The sequence below is a fragment of the Kitasatospora sp. NPDC057904 genome (assembly GCF_042887925.1).
Classification (GTDB): Bacteria; Actinomycetota; Actinomycetes; order Streptomycetales; family Streptomycetaceae; genus Kitasatospora.
This window is the reverse complement of record NZ_JBHVOL010000003.1, coordinates 162,685-181,054: the sequence shown is the minus strand read 5'-3', so window position 1 is coordinate 181,054 and position 18,370 is coordinate 162,685. Positions and strand designations below refer to the sequence as shown.

19 protein-coding genes are annotated in these 18,370 nt (G+C 74.2%); 9 read left to right on the top strand and 10 right to left on the bottom strand.

Features of this window, described 5'->3' with window-relative positions:
• The first annotated feature begins 68 nt into the window (after nt 1-68).
• Complete coding sequence (locus ACFVSN_RS09615) at nt 69-1,484, top strand: LuxR C-terminal-related transcriptional regulator (protein WP_387954329.1); 1,416 nt, start codon at nt 69-71, stop codon at nt 1,482-1,484.
• Between the two features lie 26 nt (nt 1,485-1,510).
• Here ACFVSN_RS09615 and ACFVSN_RS09610 read toward each other — a convergent pair whose 3' ends face one another.
• Nucleotides 1,511-1,651, bottom strand: a complete 141-nt coding sequence (locus ACFVSN_RS09610; RefSeq protein ID WP_387954327.1) for a hypothetical protein — start codon at nt 1,649-1,651, stop codon at nt 1,511-1,513.
• A 95-nt stretch (nt 1,652-1,746) separates the two neighbouring features.
• Between ACFVSN_RS09610 and ACFVSN_RS09605 the strand changes: the two genes are divergently transcribed.
• Together ACFVSN_RS09605 and ACFVSN_RS09600 are read left to right on the top strand one after the other, a co-directional pair.
• Nucleotides 1,747-2,205: a protein phosphatase gene (locus tag ACFVSN_RS09605; protein WP_387954325.1), complete on the top strand. Its 459-nt coding sequence runs from the start codon at nt 1,747-1,749 to the stop codon at nt 2,203-2,205.
• The gene (locus tag ACFVSN_RS09600) at nt 2,190-2,621 is read left to right on the top strand and encodes an SMI1/KNR4 family protein (protein WP_387954323.1); all 432 of its coding nucleotides are present in this window, start codon (nt 2,190-2,192) and stop codon (nt 2,619-2,621) included. The genes ACFVSN_RS09605 and ACFVSN_RS09600 overlap by 16 nt, the downstream gene beginning before the upstream one ends.
• Nucleotides 2,622-2,632: 11 nt before the next feature.
• On the opposite strand, the gene ACFVSN_RS09595 is transcribed toward ACFVSN_RS09600, so the two are convergent.
• The 8 genes from ACFVSN_RS09595 to ACFVSN_RS09560 all read right to left on the bottom strand — a co-directional run bounded on the left by ACFVSN_RS09595 (nt 2,633) and on the right by ACFVSN_RS09560 (nt 9,512).
• Nucleotides 2,633-3,667, bottom strand: coding sequence for an urease accessory protein UreD (locus ACFVSN_RS09595; RefSeq protein WP_387954322.1), 1,035 nt, complete (start codon nt 3,665-3,667; stop codon nt 2,633-2,635).
• Nucleotides 3,664-4,284, bottom strand: a complete 621-nt coding sequence (gene ureG, locus ACFVSN_RS09590) for an urease accessory protein UreG (RefSeq protein ID WP_380436091.1) — start codon at nt 4,282-4,284, stop codon at nt 3,664-3,666. The genes ACFVSN_RS09595 and ureG overlap by 4 nt, the downstream gene beginning before the upstream one ends.
• Nucleotides 4,285-4,357: 73 nt before the next feature.
• Nucleotides 4,358-5,131 (bottom strand): urease accessory protein UreF, encoded by a 774-nt coding sequence (locus ACFVSN_RS09585; RefSeq protein WP_380436089.1) that lies wholly within the window; start codon nt 5,129-5,131, stop codon nt 4,358-4,360.
• The gene (gene ureC, locus ACFVSN_RS09580; protein ID WP_380496177.1) at nt 5,128-6,852 is read right to left on the bottom strand and encodes an urease subunit alpha; all 1,725 of its coding nucleotides are present in this window, start codon (nt 6,850-6,852) and stop codon (nt 5,128-5,130) included. The genes ACFVSN_RS09585 and ureC overlap by 4 nt, the downstream gene beginning before the upstream one ends.
• Complete coding sequence (locus tag ACFVSN_RS09575; RefSeq protein WP_387954320.1) at nt 6,852-7,274, bottom strand: urease subunit beta; 423 nt, start codon at nt 7,272-7,274, stop codon at nt 6,852-6,854. The genes ureC and ACFVSN_RS09575 overlap by 1 nt, the downstream gene beginning before the upstream one ends.
• Nucleotides 7,275-7,311: 37 nt before the next feature.
• On the bottom strand, nt 7,312-8,157 hold the full coding sequence (locus tag ACFVSN_RS09570; protein WP_387954318.1) for a cobalamin biosynthesis protein CbiX: 846 nt from the start codon (nt 8,155-8,157) through the stop codon (nt 7,312-7,314).
• Nucleotides 8,158-8,463, bottom strand: a complete 306-nt coding sequence (locus ACFVSN_RS09565; protein WP_380436081.1) for an urease subunit gamma — start codon at nt 8,461-8,463, stop codon at nt 8,158-8,160.
• 77 nt (nt 8,464-8,540) lie between these two features.
• Nucleotides 8,541-9,512, bottom strand: coding sequence for an urea transporter (locus ACFVSN_RS09560; protein WP_387954316.1), 972 nt, complete (start codon nt 9,510-9,512; stop codon nt 8,541-8,543).
• Nucleotides 9,513-9,931: 419 nt separating this feature from the next.
• On the opposite strand from ACFVSN_RS09560, the gene ACFVSN_RS09555 reads away from it, so the two are divergent.
• The 3 genes from ACFVSN_RS09555 to ACFVSN_RS09545 all read left to right on the top strand — a co-directional run bounded on the left by ACFVSN_RS09555 (nt 9,932) and on the right by ACFVSN_RS09545 (nt 11,767).
• Complete coding sequence (locus tag ACFVSN_RS09555; protein WP_387589398.1) at nt 9,932-10,465, top strand: SigE family RNA polymerase sigma factor; 534 nt, start codon at nt 9,932-9,934, stop codon at nt 10,463-10,465.
• The gene (locus tag ACFVSN_RS09550) at nt 10,462-11,379 is read left to right on the top strand and encodes a hypothetical protein (RefSeq protein WP_387589396.1); all 918 of its coding nucleotides are present in this window, start codon (nt 10,462-10,464) and stop codon (nt 11,377-11,379) included. The genes ACFVSN_RS09555 and ACFVSN_RS09550 overlap by 4 nt, the downstream gene beginning before the upstream one ends.
• Before the next feature lie 79 nt (nt 11,380-11,458).
• Nucleotides 11,459-11,767, top strand: a complete 309-nt coding sequence (locus ACFVSN_RS09545; protein ID WP_387954315.1) for a hypothetical protein — start codon at nt 11,459-11,461, stop codon at nt 11,765-11,767.
• Nucleotides 11,768-11,934: 167 nt separating this feature from the next.
• Here ACFVSN_RS09545 and ACFVSN_RS09540 read toward each other — a convergent pair whose 3' ends face one another.
• On the bottom strand, nt 11,935-13,566 hold the full coding sequence (locus ACFVSN_RS09540; RefSeq protein WP_387954314.1) for a 2-isopropylmalate synthase: 1,632 nt from the start codon (nt 13,564-13,566) through the stop codon (nt 11,935-11,937).
• A gap of 350 nt (nt 13,567-13,916) precedes the next feature.
• Between ACFVSN_RS09540 and ACFVSN_RS09535 the strand changes: the two genes are divergently transcribed.
• The 3 genes from ACFVSN_RS09535 to ACFVSN_RS09525 all read left to right on the top strand — a co-directional run bounded on the left by ACFVSN_RS09535 (nt 13,917) and on the right by ACFVSN_RS09525 (nt 18,367).
• Nucleotides 13,917-14,609: a FadR/GntR family transcriptional regulator gene (locus ACFVSN_RS09535; protein ID WP_387954684.1), complete on the top strand. Its 693-nt coding sequence runs from the start codon at nt 13,917-13,919 to the stop codon at nt 14,607-14,609.
• Nucleotides 14,610-15,032: 423 nt separating this feature from the next.
• Nucleotides 15,033-17,909: a nitrate- and nitrite sensing domain-containing protein gene (locus tag ACFVSN_RS09530; RefSeq protein ID WP_387954313.1), complete on the top strand. Its 2,877-nt coding sequence runs from the start codon at nt 15,033-15,035 to the stop codon at nt 17,907-17,909.
• Nucleotides 17,906-18,367 (top strand): roadblock/LC7 domain-containing protein, encoded by a 462-nt coding sequence (locus ACFVSN_RS09525; protein ID WP_380436067.1) that lies wholly within the window; start codon nt 17,906-17,908, stop codon nt 18,365-18,367. Before ACFVSN_RS09530 ends, ACFVSN_RS09525 begins: the two co-directional genes overlap by 4 nt.
• Nucleotides 18,368-18,370 lie beyond the last annotated feature (3 nt).

Below are 18,370 nucleotides of genomic sequence, written 5' to 3'. Positions count from 1 at the left end.
CTTTCGGACGGTTCCACCCCTCCCAATGGCCAGGTCGGCCGGCCGCCCCCGGGGCTAGGCTGGACGGCATGACCGGACTGAGCGCGGACGTGGACTGGCAGAGCATGTGGGGACGTCCGGAGGACGCGCTCGCGCGGGCCGTCGAGGTGCTGCGCGCGCCCCGGCCGACGTTGCTGGTCCGCCTCTCCGAGGTGCTCGGCACGCTCGTGCCGCACGTGGCGGTCGCCCAGCTCAGCGGCATCTGCACGTACTCCCCCGCGAACGCGCTCGGCCTGCCGGAGGTCGCCGGGGAGGTCGTCAGCCTGGAGCTGGCCCGGCTCGCCGAGGCCACCGCCGACGCGACCGCGCAGGGCCGGCCGTGGCAGGGCGAGGCCCTGCTCGCGGGCCGCACCCGGCCCGTCGTGGTGGCCTCGGCGACGCCGGGCACCGGGAGCGCACCGGAAACAGGCAGCACGCCGGACACCGGCAACGCGCCCGGCACCGGCAAGGCGCCCGACGCCGGCGGCGCCGCCCTGCTGGTGCTGGTCCGCGCGAGCGCCGAGCCGGTGCCCGACGGCGCGCTGGCCGTCCTCCAGCAGCTGTGGGAGCTGCTCGTGACGCACTCGCACCACCGCGCCACCGACGCGGGCCCCAAGCACGCGGCGACGTCCCGGGCCTCGGCGAACGCCCGGGCCCGCGCGATCGCCGAGTTCACCGGCATGCACAGCGCCGCGCTCACCGCGATCCTCGGGCCGCTGCGCTCGCCCGCCCTGGACGACGCGACCGCGCGCCGCAGCGCCGCCGAACTGGCCGTGACGGCGCTGCTGGACCTGCGCGCGGGCGCCGAACTCGACCGGACGCTCAGCGAGGAGCCGGCCGACACCGCGTTCGCCCGGCTGGCGGAGGAGCTCCGCCCGCTGCTGCGGCACGGCCGGGTCCGGCTGGACCTGGTGCCCCCGGCGGAGTCCGCCCGGTCCGTCCCGGCGGACACCGCGCACACCGCCCGCGACGCCGTCCGGGCGACCGTCCTCACCATGCTCGACCAGGACGGGGTGACGCGGCTGCACGTGAGCTGGACGTTCACCGGTGACGTGCTGCGGGCGGTGGTGCGGGACGACGGGCCCGGCCTGCTCGCCGCCGACGCCCTCGCCGTGCACCGCACCGCCGACCGGATCGCCGCCCTCGGCGGCCGGGCCGCCGTGGAGGCCGTGCCCGGCTGGGGCAGCACGGTGACGGTGGACCTGCCGCTCGTGGCGCCCGGACCGGCTCTCGCCGGGGATCCGCTGGACGGCCTTCAGCCGCGCGAGCTGGAGGTCCTGGACCAGGTGGCGCGCGGCCGGCGCAACCGCGAGATCGCCCGGGAGCTGCACATCAGCGAGTCGACGGTGAAGTTCCACGTCGCCAACATCCTGGCGAAGCTGGGCGTCGCCTCGCGCGGCGAGGCCGCCGCCCTCGCCCACCGCGCCGGGATGCCGGCGGCGGCGGGGCTGTACGTCGCGTCGTGACCGACGCTCAGGAGTCGTTCAGCGGTTCAGCGGGCCGCGCCCGGGACGGCGTTCCAGCCCGTGTCATTGGAGCCGGAGTCGGAGCCGGCCCCGGAACCGGAGCGGACGGCGGAGGCGGTGGCGACGGCGGTGGCGGCGGAGACCGGACAAGGGACGTACGCAATCATGGACATCTCCCTCGATAAGGGGCCGGACAGCGACCCTGCCGACGATTAAAATCGCCAGCCTCACTCCAGCACAAGCGAAAATCCGAAGGGATGACGTGCCCGAGACAACGTGGGACCCGACCGCCCCCGGCATCCTGCGGCTCCCGTCCGGCCGCCTCCTGCGCGGCCGGGGCCTCAGCCGCCCGCTGCCGCCCGGCCCCGCCCCCGACTTCGCGCTCTACCTCCTCGGCCACCGCCCCGCCCCCGTGCCGTGGGAGGCCCGCTGGGTGCGCTGGCCCGACTTCCGCCTGCCCGCCGACCGCGCCGACGCCCGCGCCGCCTTCGGCGAGGCGTGGCGGCGCTGCGCCGCCCAACGCGTCGAGGTCGCCTGCCTCGGCGGCCGCGGCCGCACCGGCACGGCGCTCGCCCGCATCGCCGTCCTGGACGGCGTGCCGCCCGCCGAGGCCGTCGCCTACGTGCGGGCGCACTACAGCCCGCACGCCGTCGAGACGCCCTGGCAGAAGGGGTACGTCCGGCGGGCTCTGGAAGACTTGCCCGCATGTGGCACGAACTGATCCTCGAACTGGCCCCGGGCGCCGAGCTCGGCGCCCCGGCCGCCGACGACACGCTGGCGGAGGTCGAGCGGGCACTCGGGCAGCGGGTGCCGCCCGACCTCGCCGACCTGCTGCGGGAGTGCGACGGGGTCGTCCACCGCGGGCTGGACGTCGTGTGGGACGCCGCGCGGATCGCGCGCGAGAACGGCGAATTCCGGACGACCTTGGACTTCCGGCAGCTCTACATGCCGTTCGAGCCGCTGATGTTCTTCGGGGACAACGGCGGCGGCGACCAGTTCGCGTTCGTCCGCACACCCGAGCGCGATCACGACGTGTTCGTCTGGGACCACGAGACCGACAGCCGCTCGATGGTCGCCGGCAGGCTCCGCCACTACCTCGAACGGAGCCTCACCGAAGACGGGGACTGGTACCTGTAACCACTGAACGGTCAGGTCTTGCGCAGGTCCGGGGCCGGGGCGCCGATCAGGAGGCGGCGCACGGCGTCCCACGCGGTGCGCATCGCGGCGGCACAGGCACGGGTGTCGTCGCCGAGCAGGCGCAGCCAGGCGCCGGCGTCGTGCGGCAGGACGCTGACGCCGTACAGCAGGCCGCGGTCGGCGAGGGCCTCGTGCAGGGTGTCGGCGACCCGGGCGGCCGGGGCGAGCGGCGTGATCGCGTACAGGCTGGCCATGACGTCGTGTCCGGCGAGCACCGCCGGGCCCGAGACGCCCCCGCCGCCCGGCTCCAGGCGGACGGTGTCCAGGGCGACCAGCGGGCCGTCCGGGCGCCGCACTTCGAGGTCGGAGGCGAACACCCGGTAGGCGTTGCGCTCGCCGCGGGCCAGGCGCCCGGCGAGGACGGTCTCGCCGGCGAGGACGGTGGCGGTGGGGTCGACGGTGAGGACGGTGCGCTGGTAGAGGCGGGAGTCGACGAAGGGGATGACGGGCTCGGGCAGGTACTCGACGTAGGCGCGGGGGCCGGCGTGCAGGTTGACGAGCTGCGTCGCGTAGTCGAACTCCATCCGGTAGACCTTGGTGGCCGCCTGGGTGGTGAGGTGCACGGCCGTGTCGGCGCCGCAGTGGAGGTCGGTGCGCAGCCGGTCGGCCTGGAGGATGCCGCCGCCGGTGGACATCAGGAGGGTGACGGCGAGGTCCGGGCGGGCGGGGTCGAAGTAGAGCGGGCGCATGATCTGCAGCGGCGACTTCTGGTAGTGGCCGGTGAGTTCGGTGCGGGCGCCGATCTTCTCGAAGGAGAGTTCCAGCAGGCCGACCTTGCCGGGGCGCCCGACCCCGAGGGTGTCGGGCGTCCCGGCGTGCCGGCGGACCTCGGCCGGGACGCGGACCGGCTCGTAGTGCCGGGGGTCGAGCCGAGGTGGCGCCACGTCCGCGGCCACGTCCGGCGCGACGTTCGGCGCCGCATCCGTGGCCGCATCCGGCGCGACATCCGCGGCCACGTCCGGCGAGATGTCCGGGGCGGCCGTCATGCGGAGACCTTGCGGAAGGTCTCCAGGAAGGCGGCGATCTCCTCCAGTCCCTCGCCGGTCAGGCAGTTGGTGAGCACGACCGGTCCGCCCTCGCGGACGCGGTGGGCGTCGGACTCCATGACACCGAGGTCCGCGCGGACGTACTGGGCGATGTCGATCTTGTTGATGACCAGGAGGTCGGACTCGGTGATGCCCGGTCCGCGCTTGCGGGGCATCTTCTCGCCCTCGGCGGTGTCCAGGACGAAGAGGAAGAGGTCGACGAGGACGGGGCTGAAGGTCAGGGTCAGGTTGTCGCCGCCGGACTCGTAGAGCAGGGTGTCGACGTCGGGGAAGCGTTCCAGGAGCTCGGCGCCGGCGGCGAGGTTCATCGTCGGGTCGTCCCGGACGGCGGTGTGCGGGCAGGCGCCGGTCTCGACGCCCACGACCCGCTCGGGGTCGAGCACGCCGGCCAGGGTGCGGCGCACGTGCTGGGCGTCCTCCTGGGTGTAGATGTCGTTGGTGACGACGGCCGGGCGGTGGCCGCGGGCGATCAGGACCGGGACGAGGGCCTCGATCAGCGCCGTCTTGCCGGAGCCGACGGGGCCGCCGATGCCTACGCGGAGCACGTTCTCGGTCAAGTTTCCTCCTCTGGTGCGGTGTTGCTCGTGTTTCGCGTTTCGGTGCCGCGCGAGGCGCCGTTCCCGCGGCGGGTCAGCTCATGAACAGCCGGGCCTCGGCCCGCTCGTGCCGTCCGGACATCGCGTCGGCGACCGGCACGCAGCCGCCGAGGTCGGCCAACTCCCGCGCCAGGGCGGCCCGGATGACGTCCTGGAGCACCGGCGCGACCGACCGCAGCACGACCTGCGCCTTGCGGTGGTCGGTCAGCCGCAGCCGCAGCGCGGCGCCGACGAAGCTGGTGCAGAACGCGAACAGGTCGCCGGCGAGGGCCTGTTCGGCCGGGACGCCGGCGGCGGCGTACGCGACCCCGGCGGCGACCGCCTGCGAGCCGGGGGCGCGCTTGTCGGCGACCAGTTCGGCGTACCGCTCCAGGGGTTCGCCGCCGAGCGACTCCCGGGCGATGTCCAGGAGTTGGCGTCCGGTCCGGGTGGAGGCCAGCCGCAGCTCGCGGTTGAGCTTGGTCGCGTGCAGCCGCTCGTCGACCTCGGCGAGCAGTTCCCAGTCCCCGGCCGTCGCGGCGCGGTGGGCGAGGGCGAGCGCGGTGGCGTCGCCCGGGCCCACCGAGTGGCGCAGCAGGTCGGTGAGCAGGTCCGGCATGGTGTCCGGGGTGACGGCCTTGGCCTGGGCGTAGCCCTCCAGCCCGTGGGAGAGGGTGTAGAACCCGCTGGGGAAGGCGGAGTCGGTGAGCTGGAGGCAGACGAGCAGGGCGTCCAGGCCGCCCGGGCCACCACTGCTCGGGCCACTGCCGCCCGCATCACCGCCGCCCGTCTCCCCACCGACCTGGTCACCGCCGACCGGGCCGCTCATGCGAGGTAGAACAGGTGGTTGAGCGGGAGTTCGCGCGCGGGCTCGATGGTGGCGGGCTCGCCGTCCAGGGTGACCTTGTAGGTCTCCGGGTCGACCGCGATCTTCGGCAGGGCGTCGTTGCGGACCATGTGCTGCTTGCCGACCGAGCGGCACCGCTGCACCGGCAGGACGCGGCTGTCGAGGCCGAGCCGGGCCGGGACGCCGAGGTCGACGGCGGCCTGGGACATGAAGGAGACCCGGGTGGCCTGCTTGGCGCGGCCGAGCGCGCCGTACATCGGGCGGTAGTAGACCGGCTGCGGAGTGGGCAGGGAGGCGTTGGGGTCGCCCATGAGGGCCCAGTTGATGACACCGCCCTTGATGACCATCTTGGGCTTGGCGCCGAAGGAGTTGATCGGCCAGAGCACGATGTCGGCGAGCTTGCCAGGCTCCAAGGAGCCGATGTGGTCGGCGGTGCCGGAGGCGATGGCCGGGTTGATGGTGAGCTTGGCGAGGTAGCGCAGGACGCGGAAGTTGTCGTTGCGGTCGGTGTCGCCGGCGAGCTTGCCGCGCTGGTCCTTGCAGTGATGGGCGGTCTGGAAGGCGCGGGTGAAGGACTCCCCGATGCGGCCCATGGCCTGCGAGTCGGAGGAGAAGATCGAGATGACGCCCTCGTCGTGCAGGACGGTCTCGGCGGCGATGGTCTCGGCGCGCACCCGGGAGTCGGCGAAGGAGACGTCCTCGGGGATGTCGTGGCTGAGGTGGTGGCAGACCATCACCATGTCGAGGAGCTCGTCGACGGAGTTGACGGTGTAGGGCAGGGTCGGGTTCGTCGAGGACGGCAGGACGTTGGCCTCGCCGGCGATCCGCATGATGTCGGGGGCGTGGCCGCCGCCGGCGCCCTCGGTGTGGAAGGTGTGGATGGTGCGGCCGTCGATCGCGGAGAGGGTGTCCTCGAAGTAGCCGCCCTCGTTGAGGGTGTCCGTGTGGATGGCGACCTGGACGTCGTACTCGTCGGCGACGCGCAGCGCCGTGTCGATCGCGGCCGGGGTGCTGCCCCAGTCCTCGTGCACCTTGAGGCCGCACACGCCCGCCTCGACCTGTTCGCGCAGGGCTCCGGGCAGCGAGCCGTTGCCCTTGCCGAGGAGGCCGACGTTGACCGGGAGGTCCTCGACGGCCTGGTACATCCGGCCGATGTTCCACGGGCCGGGCGTACAGGTGGTGCCGTTGGTGCCGTCGGAGGGGCCGGTGCCGCCGCCGATGAGGGTGGTGATGCCGTTGCTCAGCGCCTCCTGGGCCTGCTGGGGGGCGATGAAGTGGATGTGGGTGTCGATGCCGCCGGCGGTGGCGATCAGGTGCTCGCCGGAGATGACCTCCGTACCGGGGCCGATCACGAGCTTGGGGTGCACGCCGCTCTGGGTGTGCGGGTTGCCGGCCTTGCCGACGGCGGTGATGAAGCCGTCCTTGACGCCGATGTCGCCCTTGACGACGCCGAGGACCGGGTCCAGGACGACGACGTTGGTGATGACCAGGTCGAGCGCGCCCTGGACGGAGGTGGCGGCCGGGTCCTGGGCCATGCCGTCGCGGATGCCCTTGCCGCCGCCGTAGACGGCCTCGTCGCCGTAGTGGCCCTGGTTGAAGTCCTTCTCGACCTCGACCACGAGGTTGGTGTCGGCGAGGTGGAAGCGGTCGCCGACGGTGGGTCCGAACAGGTCGGTGTACTGCTTGCGGGAGAGCATGGCCATCAGAGGGTGCCTTCCTTGCGGTCGTCCTTGCGGTCGTCCTTGTGGTCGAGTTCGGTGCCCTTGAAGCCGAGCGCGATCGCCCGGCAGATGGCGCGGGCGCGCGTGTCGGCGGACTTGATGCCGCCGTCGACGAGGTTGGCGAAGCCGACCAGGCGGCCGTGCCCGCCGAACTCGGCGAGCGTGACGTCCTGGGTGACGCCGGGCTCGAAGCGCACGGCGGTGCCGGCCGCGATGTCCAGGTGCTTGCCGTAGGCGGCGTTGCGGTCGAAGTCGAGGGCGCGGTTGGCCTCGAAGAAGTGGTAGTGGGAACCGACCTGGATCGCCCGGTCGCCCGTGTTGCTGACCGTGACGGTGACCGTGGCGCGGCCGGCGTTGATCTCCACCGGGTCGTCGCCGTACAGGTACGTGGCGCCACCAGACATGGCTGGCCCTTCCTCTCCCTCGGTTCAGTGGGTTCGTTCAGTGATGCGTGTGGACGTGCGTGTGGCTGTGCGCGGAAGCGTGGCTGTGCCCAGGACCTTGACCCTGCCCAGGACCGTGACCGTGGCCCGCGCCCGGCCCGTGGCTGTGGGCGTAGCCGTGCCCGTGCTCCGCGTCGAGTCCGGCCGCGACGCCGTCCTCGCCGTGGCCGAGCAGGTGCAGGGCCGCCGCCGTGCGGGCCGCGACCACCCCCGCGATCGCGGCGGGGCGCAGCAGCGGTCCGCCGTCGCGGACGCCGGCCGGTGCCGGCGGCGCGACCGCCCGCCCGAAGGAGGCCGGGACGGCGGTGACCGTGCGGGCGCCGAGGAGGCGGCAGCGTTCGGCGCCGTCGGCGGGGTCGGGGTCGCCGCCCGCGAGGGCCACCTCGACCAGGCGGTGGTGCCCGTACTGGCGGACGAGCCGGGCGATCCGGAAGAGCTCGGCGTCCTCGAACGGTCCGGCCGCCGGCGCGGTGACCAGGATCGCGCCGTCCGGGTCGGGATCGGTGCCGGCCGCGGCGCGCAGCCAGCCGACGAGGTGTTCGGCGGCGCCGAACGGCGCGGTGAGGGCGAGCCGGCCGCGGGCCTCGCCGGCGGCGAGCCAGTGCAGGGCGCGGGCGCTGTCGGCGACGAGCTTCGGGTCGCGGCCGAGCGTCATGGGGACGACGCACACCGGTCCGCCGGTGGCGGCGAGCGCCGAGCGGACGGCCGCGGCGAGGTCGCGTCCCGGGGCGGCCGCCGCGTGGATCGCGGGCCCGCGCTCCACCAGGGGGGCGAGGTCGCGGGCGTGGCCGCTCTCGTGGCCGCCGGCCAGCACCACGGTGGCGGCCCGGCGGTCGGCGGTCACTCAGGCACCGACCGGGTCGTGGCAGGAGACGAGCTTGGTGCCGTCGAGGAAGGCGGCCTCGACCTGGAGCAGCGGGAGCATCTCGCGCACGCCGGGCATGACGTCGGCGCTGCCGATGACCTGCTTGCCGATCTCCATGCACTCGGCGACGGTGCGTCCGTCCCGGGCGCCCTCCATGATGGCCTCGCTGATCAGTGCGCAGGCCTCGCTGTAATTCAGCTTCACGCCGCGGTCGCGGCGTTTGCGGGCCAGATCGGCCACGACGTAGATGTACAGCTTGTCCATCTCGCGCGGGGACAGGTTCACGGGGATCACGCTTCCTTTCCGGCATTTCGAAGAGGCTTCGAAGAAACGCGGGGGAGTTCGGGGAATGGGACGGACCCTCAGATTCGGCGCAGCCACGGAACGGCCGGCACCGCCGCGAGGAACAGCACTGTGGTAACGACGAACGGCCATGTGAAGGCATGGCTGCCGAAGGGTGCGGCGACGGCGTCGATCGCCGGGGTCAGCACGGTCGCGGCGACCGCGCCGAGCAGCGCGTAGGCCGCGCTCCACGCTCCGGGGGCGACGAACACCCCGCAGAGGGCCATCGCCACCAGCACGCCGTTGTAGCCCAGCAGCCCCTCGCCGACGGCTTCGGCCGGGGCGCCGAGGGCCCAGGCGGTGACCAGCGAGGTGGCGCTGCCCGCGCAGGCCGTGAGGGCGGCGAGGCGGCTGGCCGCGAGGAGCCCGGCGAGGAACAGCAGGCCGACGTACCACTGGGACATGAAGAAGATCTGGCCGATGTTGGCGAAGAAGCCGTGCCACAGCTGGTCCCAGGTCGGCCCGGTGGGGCCGGTGGCGGGCAGGGGCAGGGCGGCCGGGGTGGGGGCGCCGTGCCACAGCTGACGGAAGCCCGGCGCCGCCGCCGTGGTCGCGGTGGCGACGAGGCAGAACGGCTCGGTGAGCACGGGCAGCCGCCGGGCGGCGAGCAGGGTGGTGAGGCCTGCGGTGAGGACGACGGAGACGACGGCGCCGAGCACCGCGACGACGAGGGTCGCCGGGTGTCCGGGGTCGAGGAAGACCGCGCAGCTCAGGGCCACGAGGCAGCCGTTGTACCCGTGCAGCCCCGCTCCCACGGCCGCGGGTGCCAGCTGCAATCCGTACGCGGTGCCGGTGCCGACGACGCTGCCGAGCAGGCCGTAGACGCCGTACTGCCAGCCGGCGGCGAAGAGTGCGGCCACGAAGAGGAGGCCGCACACGGCCGACGGCAGGAAATCCACCTGGGCGATTCCGCGCAGGACTTCGATCCCCAGCCTGAGGGATATCGGGCGAGTGGCCGCCGGAGCCGCCGGTTCGTCCTTTTCCTGAGCCATTCGTCGCACCAATTCCCGCTACGGCTTTCCACCGCAAGGCGAAGTTCCCCGCGAAGCTGTTCGACGTGCCCTTACGAACGACTCGCGATTCCGTCGGAACCGTACTCCTGCGGATCGCCGACATGCTCGCACACACCAGGTTACGGGCGAATGACAATTGGTGATCAACCCGCCCCTGAGCTGCAACAATCTGTTGAATCTGCAGGTCGAAGGCCCCCCTGAAGACGTCCATTCTTTGCGAAGTTTTACTCATGGCTGCCGCGACGGAGAAGGTGGCCAGGCCGATGAATTCCACCCGAATCAACTCCTGACCGGCAATTCGGACACCCTGCACCGCTAACCGGCGGCCCGAAAACGCCCGCCGTCCCGGGTAAGCGGTTCCGCCCCCGGGTGGGCTCCGGGAGGGTGAGGAGGTGCTCATGGGAGAACCGAAGAACGACCGGGACGACGGGTTCCGGGCCTTCATCGTCGCGGCCTGGCCACGGCTGCTGCGGACGGCCTACCTGCTGGCCGGCGAGCAGTACGCCGCCGAGGACCTGGTGCAGTCCGCCGCCGAGCAGGCCTGCGCGTCCTGGCACAGGGTGCGCCGCGCCGACGACGCGTACGCCTACGTCCGCCGGATCCTGGTCAACCGGCACGCCCGCCACCACCGGCGCCGGCCGCCCGAGCTGCTGGTCGACGCCGTGCCGGACGCGCCCGGCACGGAGGACGGCTACCGCCGCTCCGACCAGCGCTCGGCGCTGCTGACCGCCCTGGCCACGCTGCCGCCCCGGCAGCGGGAGGCCGTGGTGCTGCGGCACTGGGAGGACCTGAGCGACAGCCAGGCCGCCGCGGCGATGGGCTGCTCGACGGGAGCCGTGCGCAGCCACGCGGCGAAGGGGATAGCGAAGCTGCGGCAGACCGCGGCGCTGAGGGAACTCACCGACATGACGCACAACGGAGGCCAGGCATGACCGGCAACGAGGGCTTTGAGGGCAACGGCGGCGACGAGCAGGACCTGTGGGTCGGACTCGAACTGGCCGACGCGGCGGCCGGGGCCGCGGTCGGCCCGGTGCCGGTGGACCGGATCGTGGCGGGCGGGCGCCGCATCCGGCGCCGCCGCCGGGCGGTCGTGGGCGCGGTCGCGCTGACCGCGGTGGTGGTCCTGGGCGGCGGCGCGTTCGCGGGCCTGGGCGGGCGGACGGCGGGCGGCACGACGATCGGCGCGGCCGGCGGCGCACCGCTGTCCGCACCGACACCCGCGGCGACGTCCGGCTCCACGCCCTCCGTGTCGACGGCGGCGCGGGATCCCCTGAGCCCCCTCCGCGTCGTGCTCGCGGAGGGCACCGCCAACGGCAAGGAGTGGAAGGTGTGGGCGGCGCTGTGGACGCTCGCGCCGAAGGAGGAGGCGTTCCGGCAGGCGCAGGCCATCGCCGCGGAGCGGCGCGCGGTCGACCCCGAGGTGCCGGAGCCGACGGAGGCGTACGTCCGGCAGTACTGGCAGCCCCACGACGACGTCGTGAACCTCTACTTCACGCTCGGCGGCGTCCGGCTGCCGCACGACCAGGAGTTCACCACGCGCTCCGCCACCCAGGCCCCGCCCCCCGGAGGCGAGGCGCTCACCGGCACCAGCCTCGGCCACTGGGGCAAGGACGACACCGCGGCACCGGCGGACGTGGCGGTGGTCTCGGTCGCCCCCGACGTCGCCAGGGTCGCGGTGACCTGGGCGGACGGCACGACCACGGAGCCGCCGCTGGTCACCGTCGCGGACTCGCCGATCCGCTGGGTCGCGGTGCCCCGCAAGGCCGGTACCCGGGCCGAGACCTGGCGGGAGTTCGGCCGCGACGGCGCCGAGCTCCCGAACCGCGAGCTCGGCTTCCTGAAGTGACGGCGGGCTTCCCGGCGTGAGCCGAAGGACACGCCCCGGCGCCGGCGTCGTCCGGTCCGCGGCGGGTAGAGGGTCGGACATGGATGCGATATTGGTGGAAGAGGACTTCGCCCACATCGACGGCACCGACATGAACGCGATCCTCGAACTGCTCGGCCGGCTGGGCCTCGACGCCGAGCCGACCGCGCCGCGCGGCGGCGGCCGGGGCCGCCAGTGGGAACTGACGATGCACTGGCAGACGCATGGTCCCATCTCGGAGGCCACCGAGAACGGGCTGCGCGACACGGCCGGCCGGATCAGGGAGCACTTCGTCGCCGCCGGCAAGCGGGCCCCGTCGAAGGTCGTCCTGTGCGGGCGGGACGGGCTCGTGCTCCGGACCTTCCAGTAACCCGCCCGTGCCTCCGCAGCGGGAGTGGGAAGTCGGTGCGGCCGACTTCCCACTCCCGCACGCTCATCGCCCCGCGCGCTCATCCCCCTGCCTGCTCGTCCCCCTGCCTGCTCATCCATGGGGGCTCATCCCCGCACGATCAGCCCCGCATGATCAGCCCCGCACGATCAGCCGCGCGCGCCCGGCTCCACAAGCCTCGCGCGGCCGACGGCGCTGAGCACCGCCCGCACGCCTGCCGTCAGGACCGACGCGTCGCGCCCGGCGCCCCAGCGCACCTCGTCGCCCACCCGGGCCTCCACGTAGGCGACCGCGTCCGGGCCCGACCCGACGGCGTGTTCGCTGAAGTGCAGGATCTCCACGCCCAGCGCGTCGGCCACCGCGTCCAGCGGGCCGGAGCCCGTACCCGACCGGCCGTCGACCTCGGCCCGGTCGCCGGTGACCGTCCACGCCCACGGCGGCGCCGCGTCCAGGTACTCGGTGCGGAACAGCGCGTACAGCTCCTCCCCCGTCACCTCGCGCCCGCTGTCGTCCGTCGCCTCCTGCACGACGCGCGAGAACTCGATCTGGAGCCGCCGGGGCAGCTCCAGCCCGTGCCCGGTCTGCAGGAGGTAGGCGATCCCGCCCTTGCCGGACTGGCTGTTGACCCGGATCACCGCCTCGTAGTCGCGCCCGAGGTCCGCCGGGTCGATCGGCAGGTAGGGCACGTCCCACGGCGCCTCCCGCTCCGGCACGCCCAACCCGGCGGCCACCTTGGCGTGGTGGGCGAGGCCCTTCCTGATGGCGTCCTGGTGGGTGCCGGAGAAGGCGGTGTGGACGAGGTCCCCGGCGTACGGGTGCCGCTCGGGCACCGGCAGCCGGTTGCAGTGCTCGACGGTGCGCCGGACGGCGTCGATGTCGGAGAGGTCGAGCATCGGGTCGACGCCCTGGGTGTGCAGGTTCAGCGCGAGCGTCACCAGGTCGACGTTGCCGGTGCGCTCGCCGTTGCCGAACAGGCAGCCCTCGACGCGCTGCGCCCCGGCCAGGACGGCGAGTTCGGCGCACGCGACGCCCGTGCCGCGGTCGTTGTGCGGGTGGACGGAGAGGACGACCGACTCTCGCCGCTCCAGGTGGCGGTGCAGGTACTCGATCTGGTCGGCGTAGACGTTGGGGGTGGCGATCTCGACGGTCGCGGGCAGGTTGTGGACCACCGGGCGGTCGGGGCTCGCGTCCCACAGCGCGGTGAGGCCGTTGCACACCTCCAGGACGTAGTCCGGCTCGGTCAGGTTGAACACCTCGGGCGAGAACTGGAAGCGCACGCCCTCGCGCCCCTCGGCCCGCCGGGCCATGTGCTCGGCGGCCCCGACGATCAGCTCGCGCACCTCCTCCCGGCCCCGGCCGAGGACGACGTCCCGCCAGACCGGGGCGGTCGCGGTGTAGAGGTGGACAACCACCCGCGGCAGGCCCTCGACGGCCTCGAAGGTGCGGTCGATGAGGTCGGCGCGGGCGGCGGTGAAGACGACGATCGTGACGTCCTCCGGCACCGCCCCCGGCACGGTGGCGAGTTGGCGCACGAAGTCGAAGTCGGCCCGGCTGGCGGAGGGGTAGCCGACCTCGATCTCCTTGAAGCCCATGGCCAGGAACAGGTCGAACATCCGCAGCTTGCGCGCCGGGTCCATCGGCTCGGCGAGTGCCTGGTTGCCGTCGCGCAGGTCGACGGGCACCCACAGCGGGGCCCGCTCGATCCGCTGCCCGGGCCAGCGCCGCAGCAACGCGGGCACGTGGACCCGCTCGTGGGCGGGACGGTAGCGGTGGGAGGGCATCGTGCCGCCGCGCTGGGGGTTCCAGGCGGGGGCGCCGGCCGGGACGGGACCGGCCGGGGCGCGCAGGGTCGTCGTGTGACGGGGCGTTGCGTGACTGGGCGCCGCGTGACGGGGCGTTGCATGGGAGGGCGTCGCGTGAGGCGGCGTCGCGTGAGAAGTGGGCGTGCGCGGGGTCGGGACGGGCATGCGGGGTCCTTCGGTGAGTACCGGTGACCGGCAGGACGGCGCCCCGCAGCGGGGTGCCGGTCCGGTCAGACCCCGCTGCGGCCGCCGAGGAGGAGACGCCGCTGCTGCATGGCCGGTAGACTAGCCACACCACAACTCCTCAGACAACCTGACAGGTGAACGCGATGTCCCCGATCGGCCCCCTGCGCCCCTCCCCCCTGGCCGAACAGGCCGCCGCGCGGATCGAGGAGCAGATCACCTCCGGACACTGGCCGGTCGGCGGCAAGCTGCCCGGCGAGGTCGCGCTGGCGAAGGAGCTCGGCGTCGGCCGCTCGACCGTCCGCGAGGCCCTGCGCGCGCTGGCGGGGGCCGGCCTCGTGCAGAGCCGCCAGGGCGCGGGCGTCTTCGTGACCGCGGACCGGCCGGCCGGGGACTGGGCGACCCGGCTGCGCCGGGCGGAGCTCGCGCACGTCTACGAGGTCCGCACGATGGTCGAGGTGCAGGCGGCCCGGCTGGCGGCGACCCGGCGGACGGACGCCGACCTGGCCGCCGTCGACACCGCGCTCGCGGCACGACTCGCGGCCGGCGCGGCGGACGACGGGGCCTTCGTCGACGCGGACATCGCGCTGCACACCGCCGTCGTGGCGGCGGCTCACAACCCGGTGCTGGACGACCTGTTCGCCCAGTTCGTCCCGGTCCTGCGGGAGCACCTGGTCGCGCTCGTCGGACTGCTGGGGCTGCGCGCCGGGGACCCGGACCACGGCCACGACGCCCACGCCGGCCTCGTCGGGGCGCTGCACCGCGCGGACGCCGAGGAGGCCGGACGGGTGCTCGCGGAGGAGCTGGAGGCCACGCGGGCGCGGCTGCTCGGGACCTGATGGCATGTCCGCGATGGACGTCACACACTCTTCACGCGGGCGCCACCTTCCGGGCAGCCACGTACATGACACTGAGCCGCACGGCTCCGAACAGGTGTCGTTCGCTGACGAACGGTCAACGGGGAGATGACATTGTGTCGAAGCGGTGCATGAGCACCGTCCAGACGGCGAACGGGCTTTCACTCCAATAACACGGTATGACTAGTATCGCTTCGTCAAAAAGCCCGCCCTAAGGAGTCAGCTCTGCGCGCGCGTGCGAATCGGCGGCCCCCGACGCCGAAGGCCCCCCGCAGGCGTCCGCGCCTGTCCCTGCGGACGGCGCTGCTCGTCCTGGCCGTCGTCCCCAGCATCGCCCTCGCCCTGCTCTGGGCGGTCACCAGCGGCGAGACGCTCTCCTCCTTCCAGCGGCAGGCCGCCCAGGGCATGCTCGCCCAGAAGGCCGGCCAGCCGTCCAACATCGTCTACTACAACCTCCAGGAGGAGCGCCGGCTCAGCGCCGAGGCGCTCGCCCGGCCCGGCGCCAACGCCGACCAGCTGCGCAGGCAGCGGCAACTGACGGACGACGCGGTGCGCCAGTTCCAGGCGCTCTCCGGCGAGACCGCCGACGAGGCCCCCGCCGAGGTGCGCACCGCCGTCGCCGAGGCCCGCCAGGCGCTCGGCCGGCTCGGCGAGCAGCGGGCCGCCGTCGACCGCGCCACCATCGACCAGCAGTCGCTGTACGCCTACTACACCGACCTGATCGCCGTGGACCTGCGGCTGTTCACCGCGCTCAGCCACGTCGACACCGGCGAGATCACCTGGATCTCCAAGACCCTCGTCAACGCCTTCTGGGCCAAGGAGATGCTCGCCCGCGAGGACGCGATCCTGGCCCGCGGCTGGCCCTCCGGGCGGCTCGGCGTCGCCGAGTACCAGCAGGTGCAGGAGGCGATCGGGGCGCAGGACCACCTGTTCGCCGTCCAGATCGCGCCGTACGTCCCCGCCGCGGAGGCCCCGGCCTGGCACGACCTGATGAACAGCCCGTCCTGGCAGGCCAAGACGGCCGTCGAGCAGGCGCTGACCAGGCCGACGGCCGCCGAGCCGGGCGGCGCCACGGTCAAGCTGCCGCCGATGCAGGACCAGTGGCGCCAGGCCGTCGACCAGGTCAACCCGCAGCTCGTCAAGGCGATCGAGACCCGCACCGACGGCGTGGTCAAGGTCGGCCTGGACTCCATCGTCTCGCTCCTGACCACCGTCGTGCTGACCGCCGTCGTCGGCCTGGTCGCCGTCGTCGGGATCGGCATCGCGAGCTGGCGCCTCAGCCGCTCGCTGCGCCGCCGGATCAAGGAACTCCAGACCCAGGCCGAGGCGCTGGAGCGCACCCTGCCCGAGGTCGTGGAGCGCCTCGGGCGCGGCGAACAGGTCGACGTCGAGGCCGAGAGCCGCGCGATCACGGCCGCCGCCGGGACCCTGCGCGGCGGCGGCACCGACGAACTCGCCACCCTCGGCCAGGCGCTCAACGCCGCCCGCACCTCCGCCCTGGAGACCGCCGTGCGGCAGGCCGAGCAGCACCGCGGCTTCGAGCGGCTGCTCCAGCGCATCGCCCGCCGCACCCAGCTGCTGATCGGCCGCCAGCTGCGGCGCCTGGACGAGCTGGAGCGCAAGCACGAGGACCCGGAGGTCCTGGAGGGCCTGTTCGACCTCGACCACCTCACCGCGCGCCTGCGCCGCTACGAGGAGAACCTCGTCATCATGGCCGGCGGCCAGCCGCAGCGGCGCTGGCGCAAGCCCGTCCCGCTGCTGGACGTGCTGCGCGCCGCGCAGGGCGAGGTGCAGGACTACCGGCGGATCATGCTGGACGTCGAGGGTCACCCCTGGCTCTCCGAGCGGGCCGTCGGGCCGGTCGCCCACGTGCTCGCCGAGCTGATGGAGAACGCCACCACCTTCTCCAAGCCGCCGACGCCGGTCGAGGTCAGGGCCGCCATGGTCGGGCGCGGGCTCGCGGTGGAGATCGAGGACCGCGGCCTCGGCATGGACCCGGAGCAGTACGACGCGGCCAACGCGCTGATGCTCCGCCCGCCCGCCCGCATCGACGTCCTGGAGCGCGGCGACGACATCCGCCTCGGCTTCCACGTCGTCGCCCGGCTGGCCGCCAACACCGGCCTGAAGGTCGAGTTCCGCCCCTCCGCGTTCGGCGGCACCCGGGTGGTCGTCCTCGTGCCCTCCGAGCTCGTCATCGACGGCGACGCCGGGCTGCCCGACGCCGCCCACGCGCCGGCCGCGGCCGCCGGGCCGATCCCGCTCGTGCGGCGCTCGCGCAAGGCGCTGATGACGGCGTCCAACGAGGCGCCCGAGGCGCGGCCGGTCCACGCGCTCTCCCCGGCGGACTCCTTCGGGGTGGCCGGCGGGGGTCACGCCCTGGCCGGACCCGCCGGGTCCTCCAGGTCCTCCGGGCACATCGAGTACGCCGGGCACGCCGAGCCGGCCACCGGGGCAGCGGCCGGGGCAGCGGCCGGGGCGTTCGAGCCCGCAGGCCGGCACGCCGCACCACTCGTCGTGCCCGACGCCGCACCACTCGCCGCGCCGCAGGGCGGCCCGTCTCCCGACCCGTACGCCGATCAGCACGCCGACCCGCACGCCGACCCGCGCGCCGCTCACCACCCCGGCCGGCGCAGCGCACAGCACGCCGACCAGCCGATCGAGCACAGCTCCCCGGCCCCGGACACGGCCCTCGACCAGGCGCCCTCGCACGACGCGCCCGCCCACGAGGCCCACGACGCCCCCGCCTACCCGGACATCGCCTACGCCCTGGTGACGGACGCCGAGGCCCCGTACGCCGACGAGCAGTACCGCCCGGCCGACCACTACCGGCTGGCCGAGCGGCGCCGCCGCCGCGAGTACGCCTCCGCCGTGCCGCTCAGCCCCGCCGCCGGCCACCAGCCGCCGCTGCCGCAGCGCATCCGCCAGGCCAGCCTCGCGGCCGAGCTGCGCGTCCCGCCGCCGCCCGGCGAGCAGACGGAGCCCCAGCGGCCCGCCCCGGCCGCCCCCGTGGCGGACGGGCAGCCCGCCGGCGGCCCGTTCCAGCGCCCGGTGCGCCGCTCCGGCGCCACCATCGGCGCCTTCCAGCGCCAGTCCCGCGCCGCCCGCGCGCAGGGCCTCCAGGGCGGCTCCCAGGACAGCGGCGAGACCCCCCTCCCCCGGACCGCCACCCCGCCGGTTCCCCCCACCGCCCCGGCCGGCTCCCCGACGCACGCACCGGAGCCCTCCCCCTGGGCGCTGCCGGCCGCGGACCCCCGAACGACACGAACGGATGACCAGTCATGAACCGCACGATCGCCACCCACCAGGACATCGACTGGCTGCTGGACGGACTCGTCGACTCGGTCCCCGGGACCAGGAACGCCGTCCTGCTCTCCGACGACGGCCTGGTCGTCAGCCACTCCCGCAGCATCGAGCGCGCCGACGCCGAGCGCCTGGCCGCCGTCGCCACCGGCCAGCAGAGCCTGGCCCGCGGCGTCGGCCAGCTCTTCGACGGCGGGCCGGTCCACCAGGTGATCGTCGAGCTCGCCGAGTGCTGGCTGTTCGTCATCGCCGCCGCCCAGGGCACCCACCTCGCCGTCGTCGCCTCCCAGGAGGTCGACGCCGAGGTGATGTCGGTGGCCATGCACACCCTGGTGCAGCAGGTCGGCCAGAAGCTCGGCACCCCCGTCCGCGGCGAGGCCGCCCCCGGCTCCTTCGACGCCTTCGCCGCCCGCCGGCCCGGCGCCACCGGACGGGGCTGACGC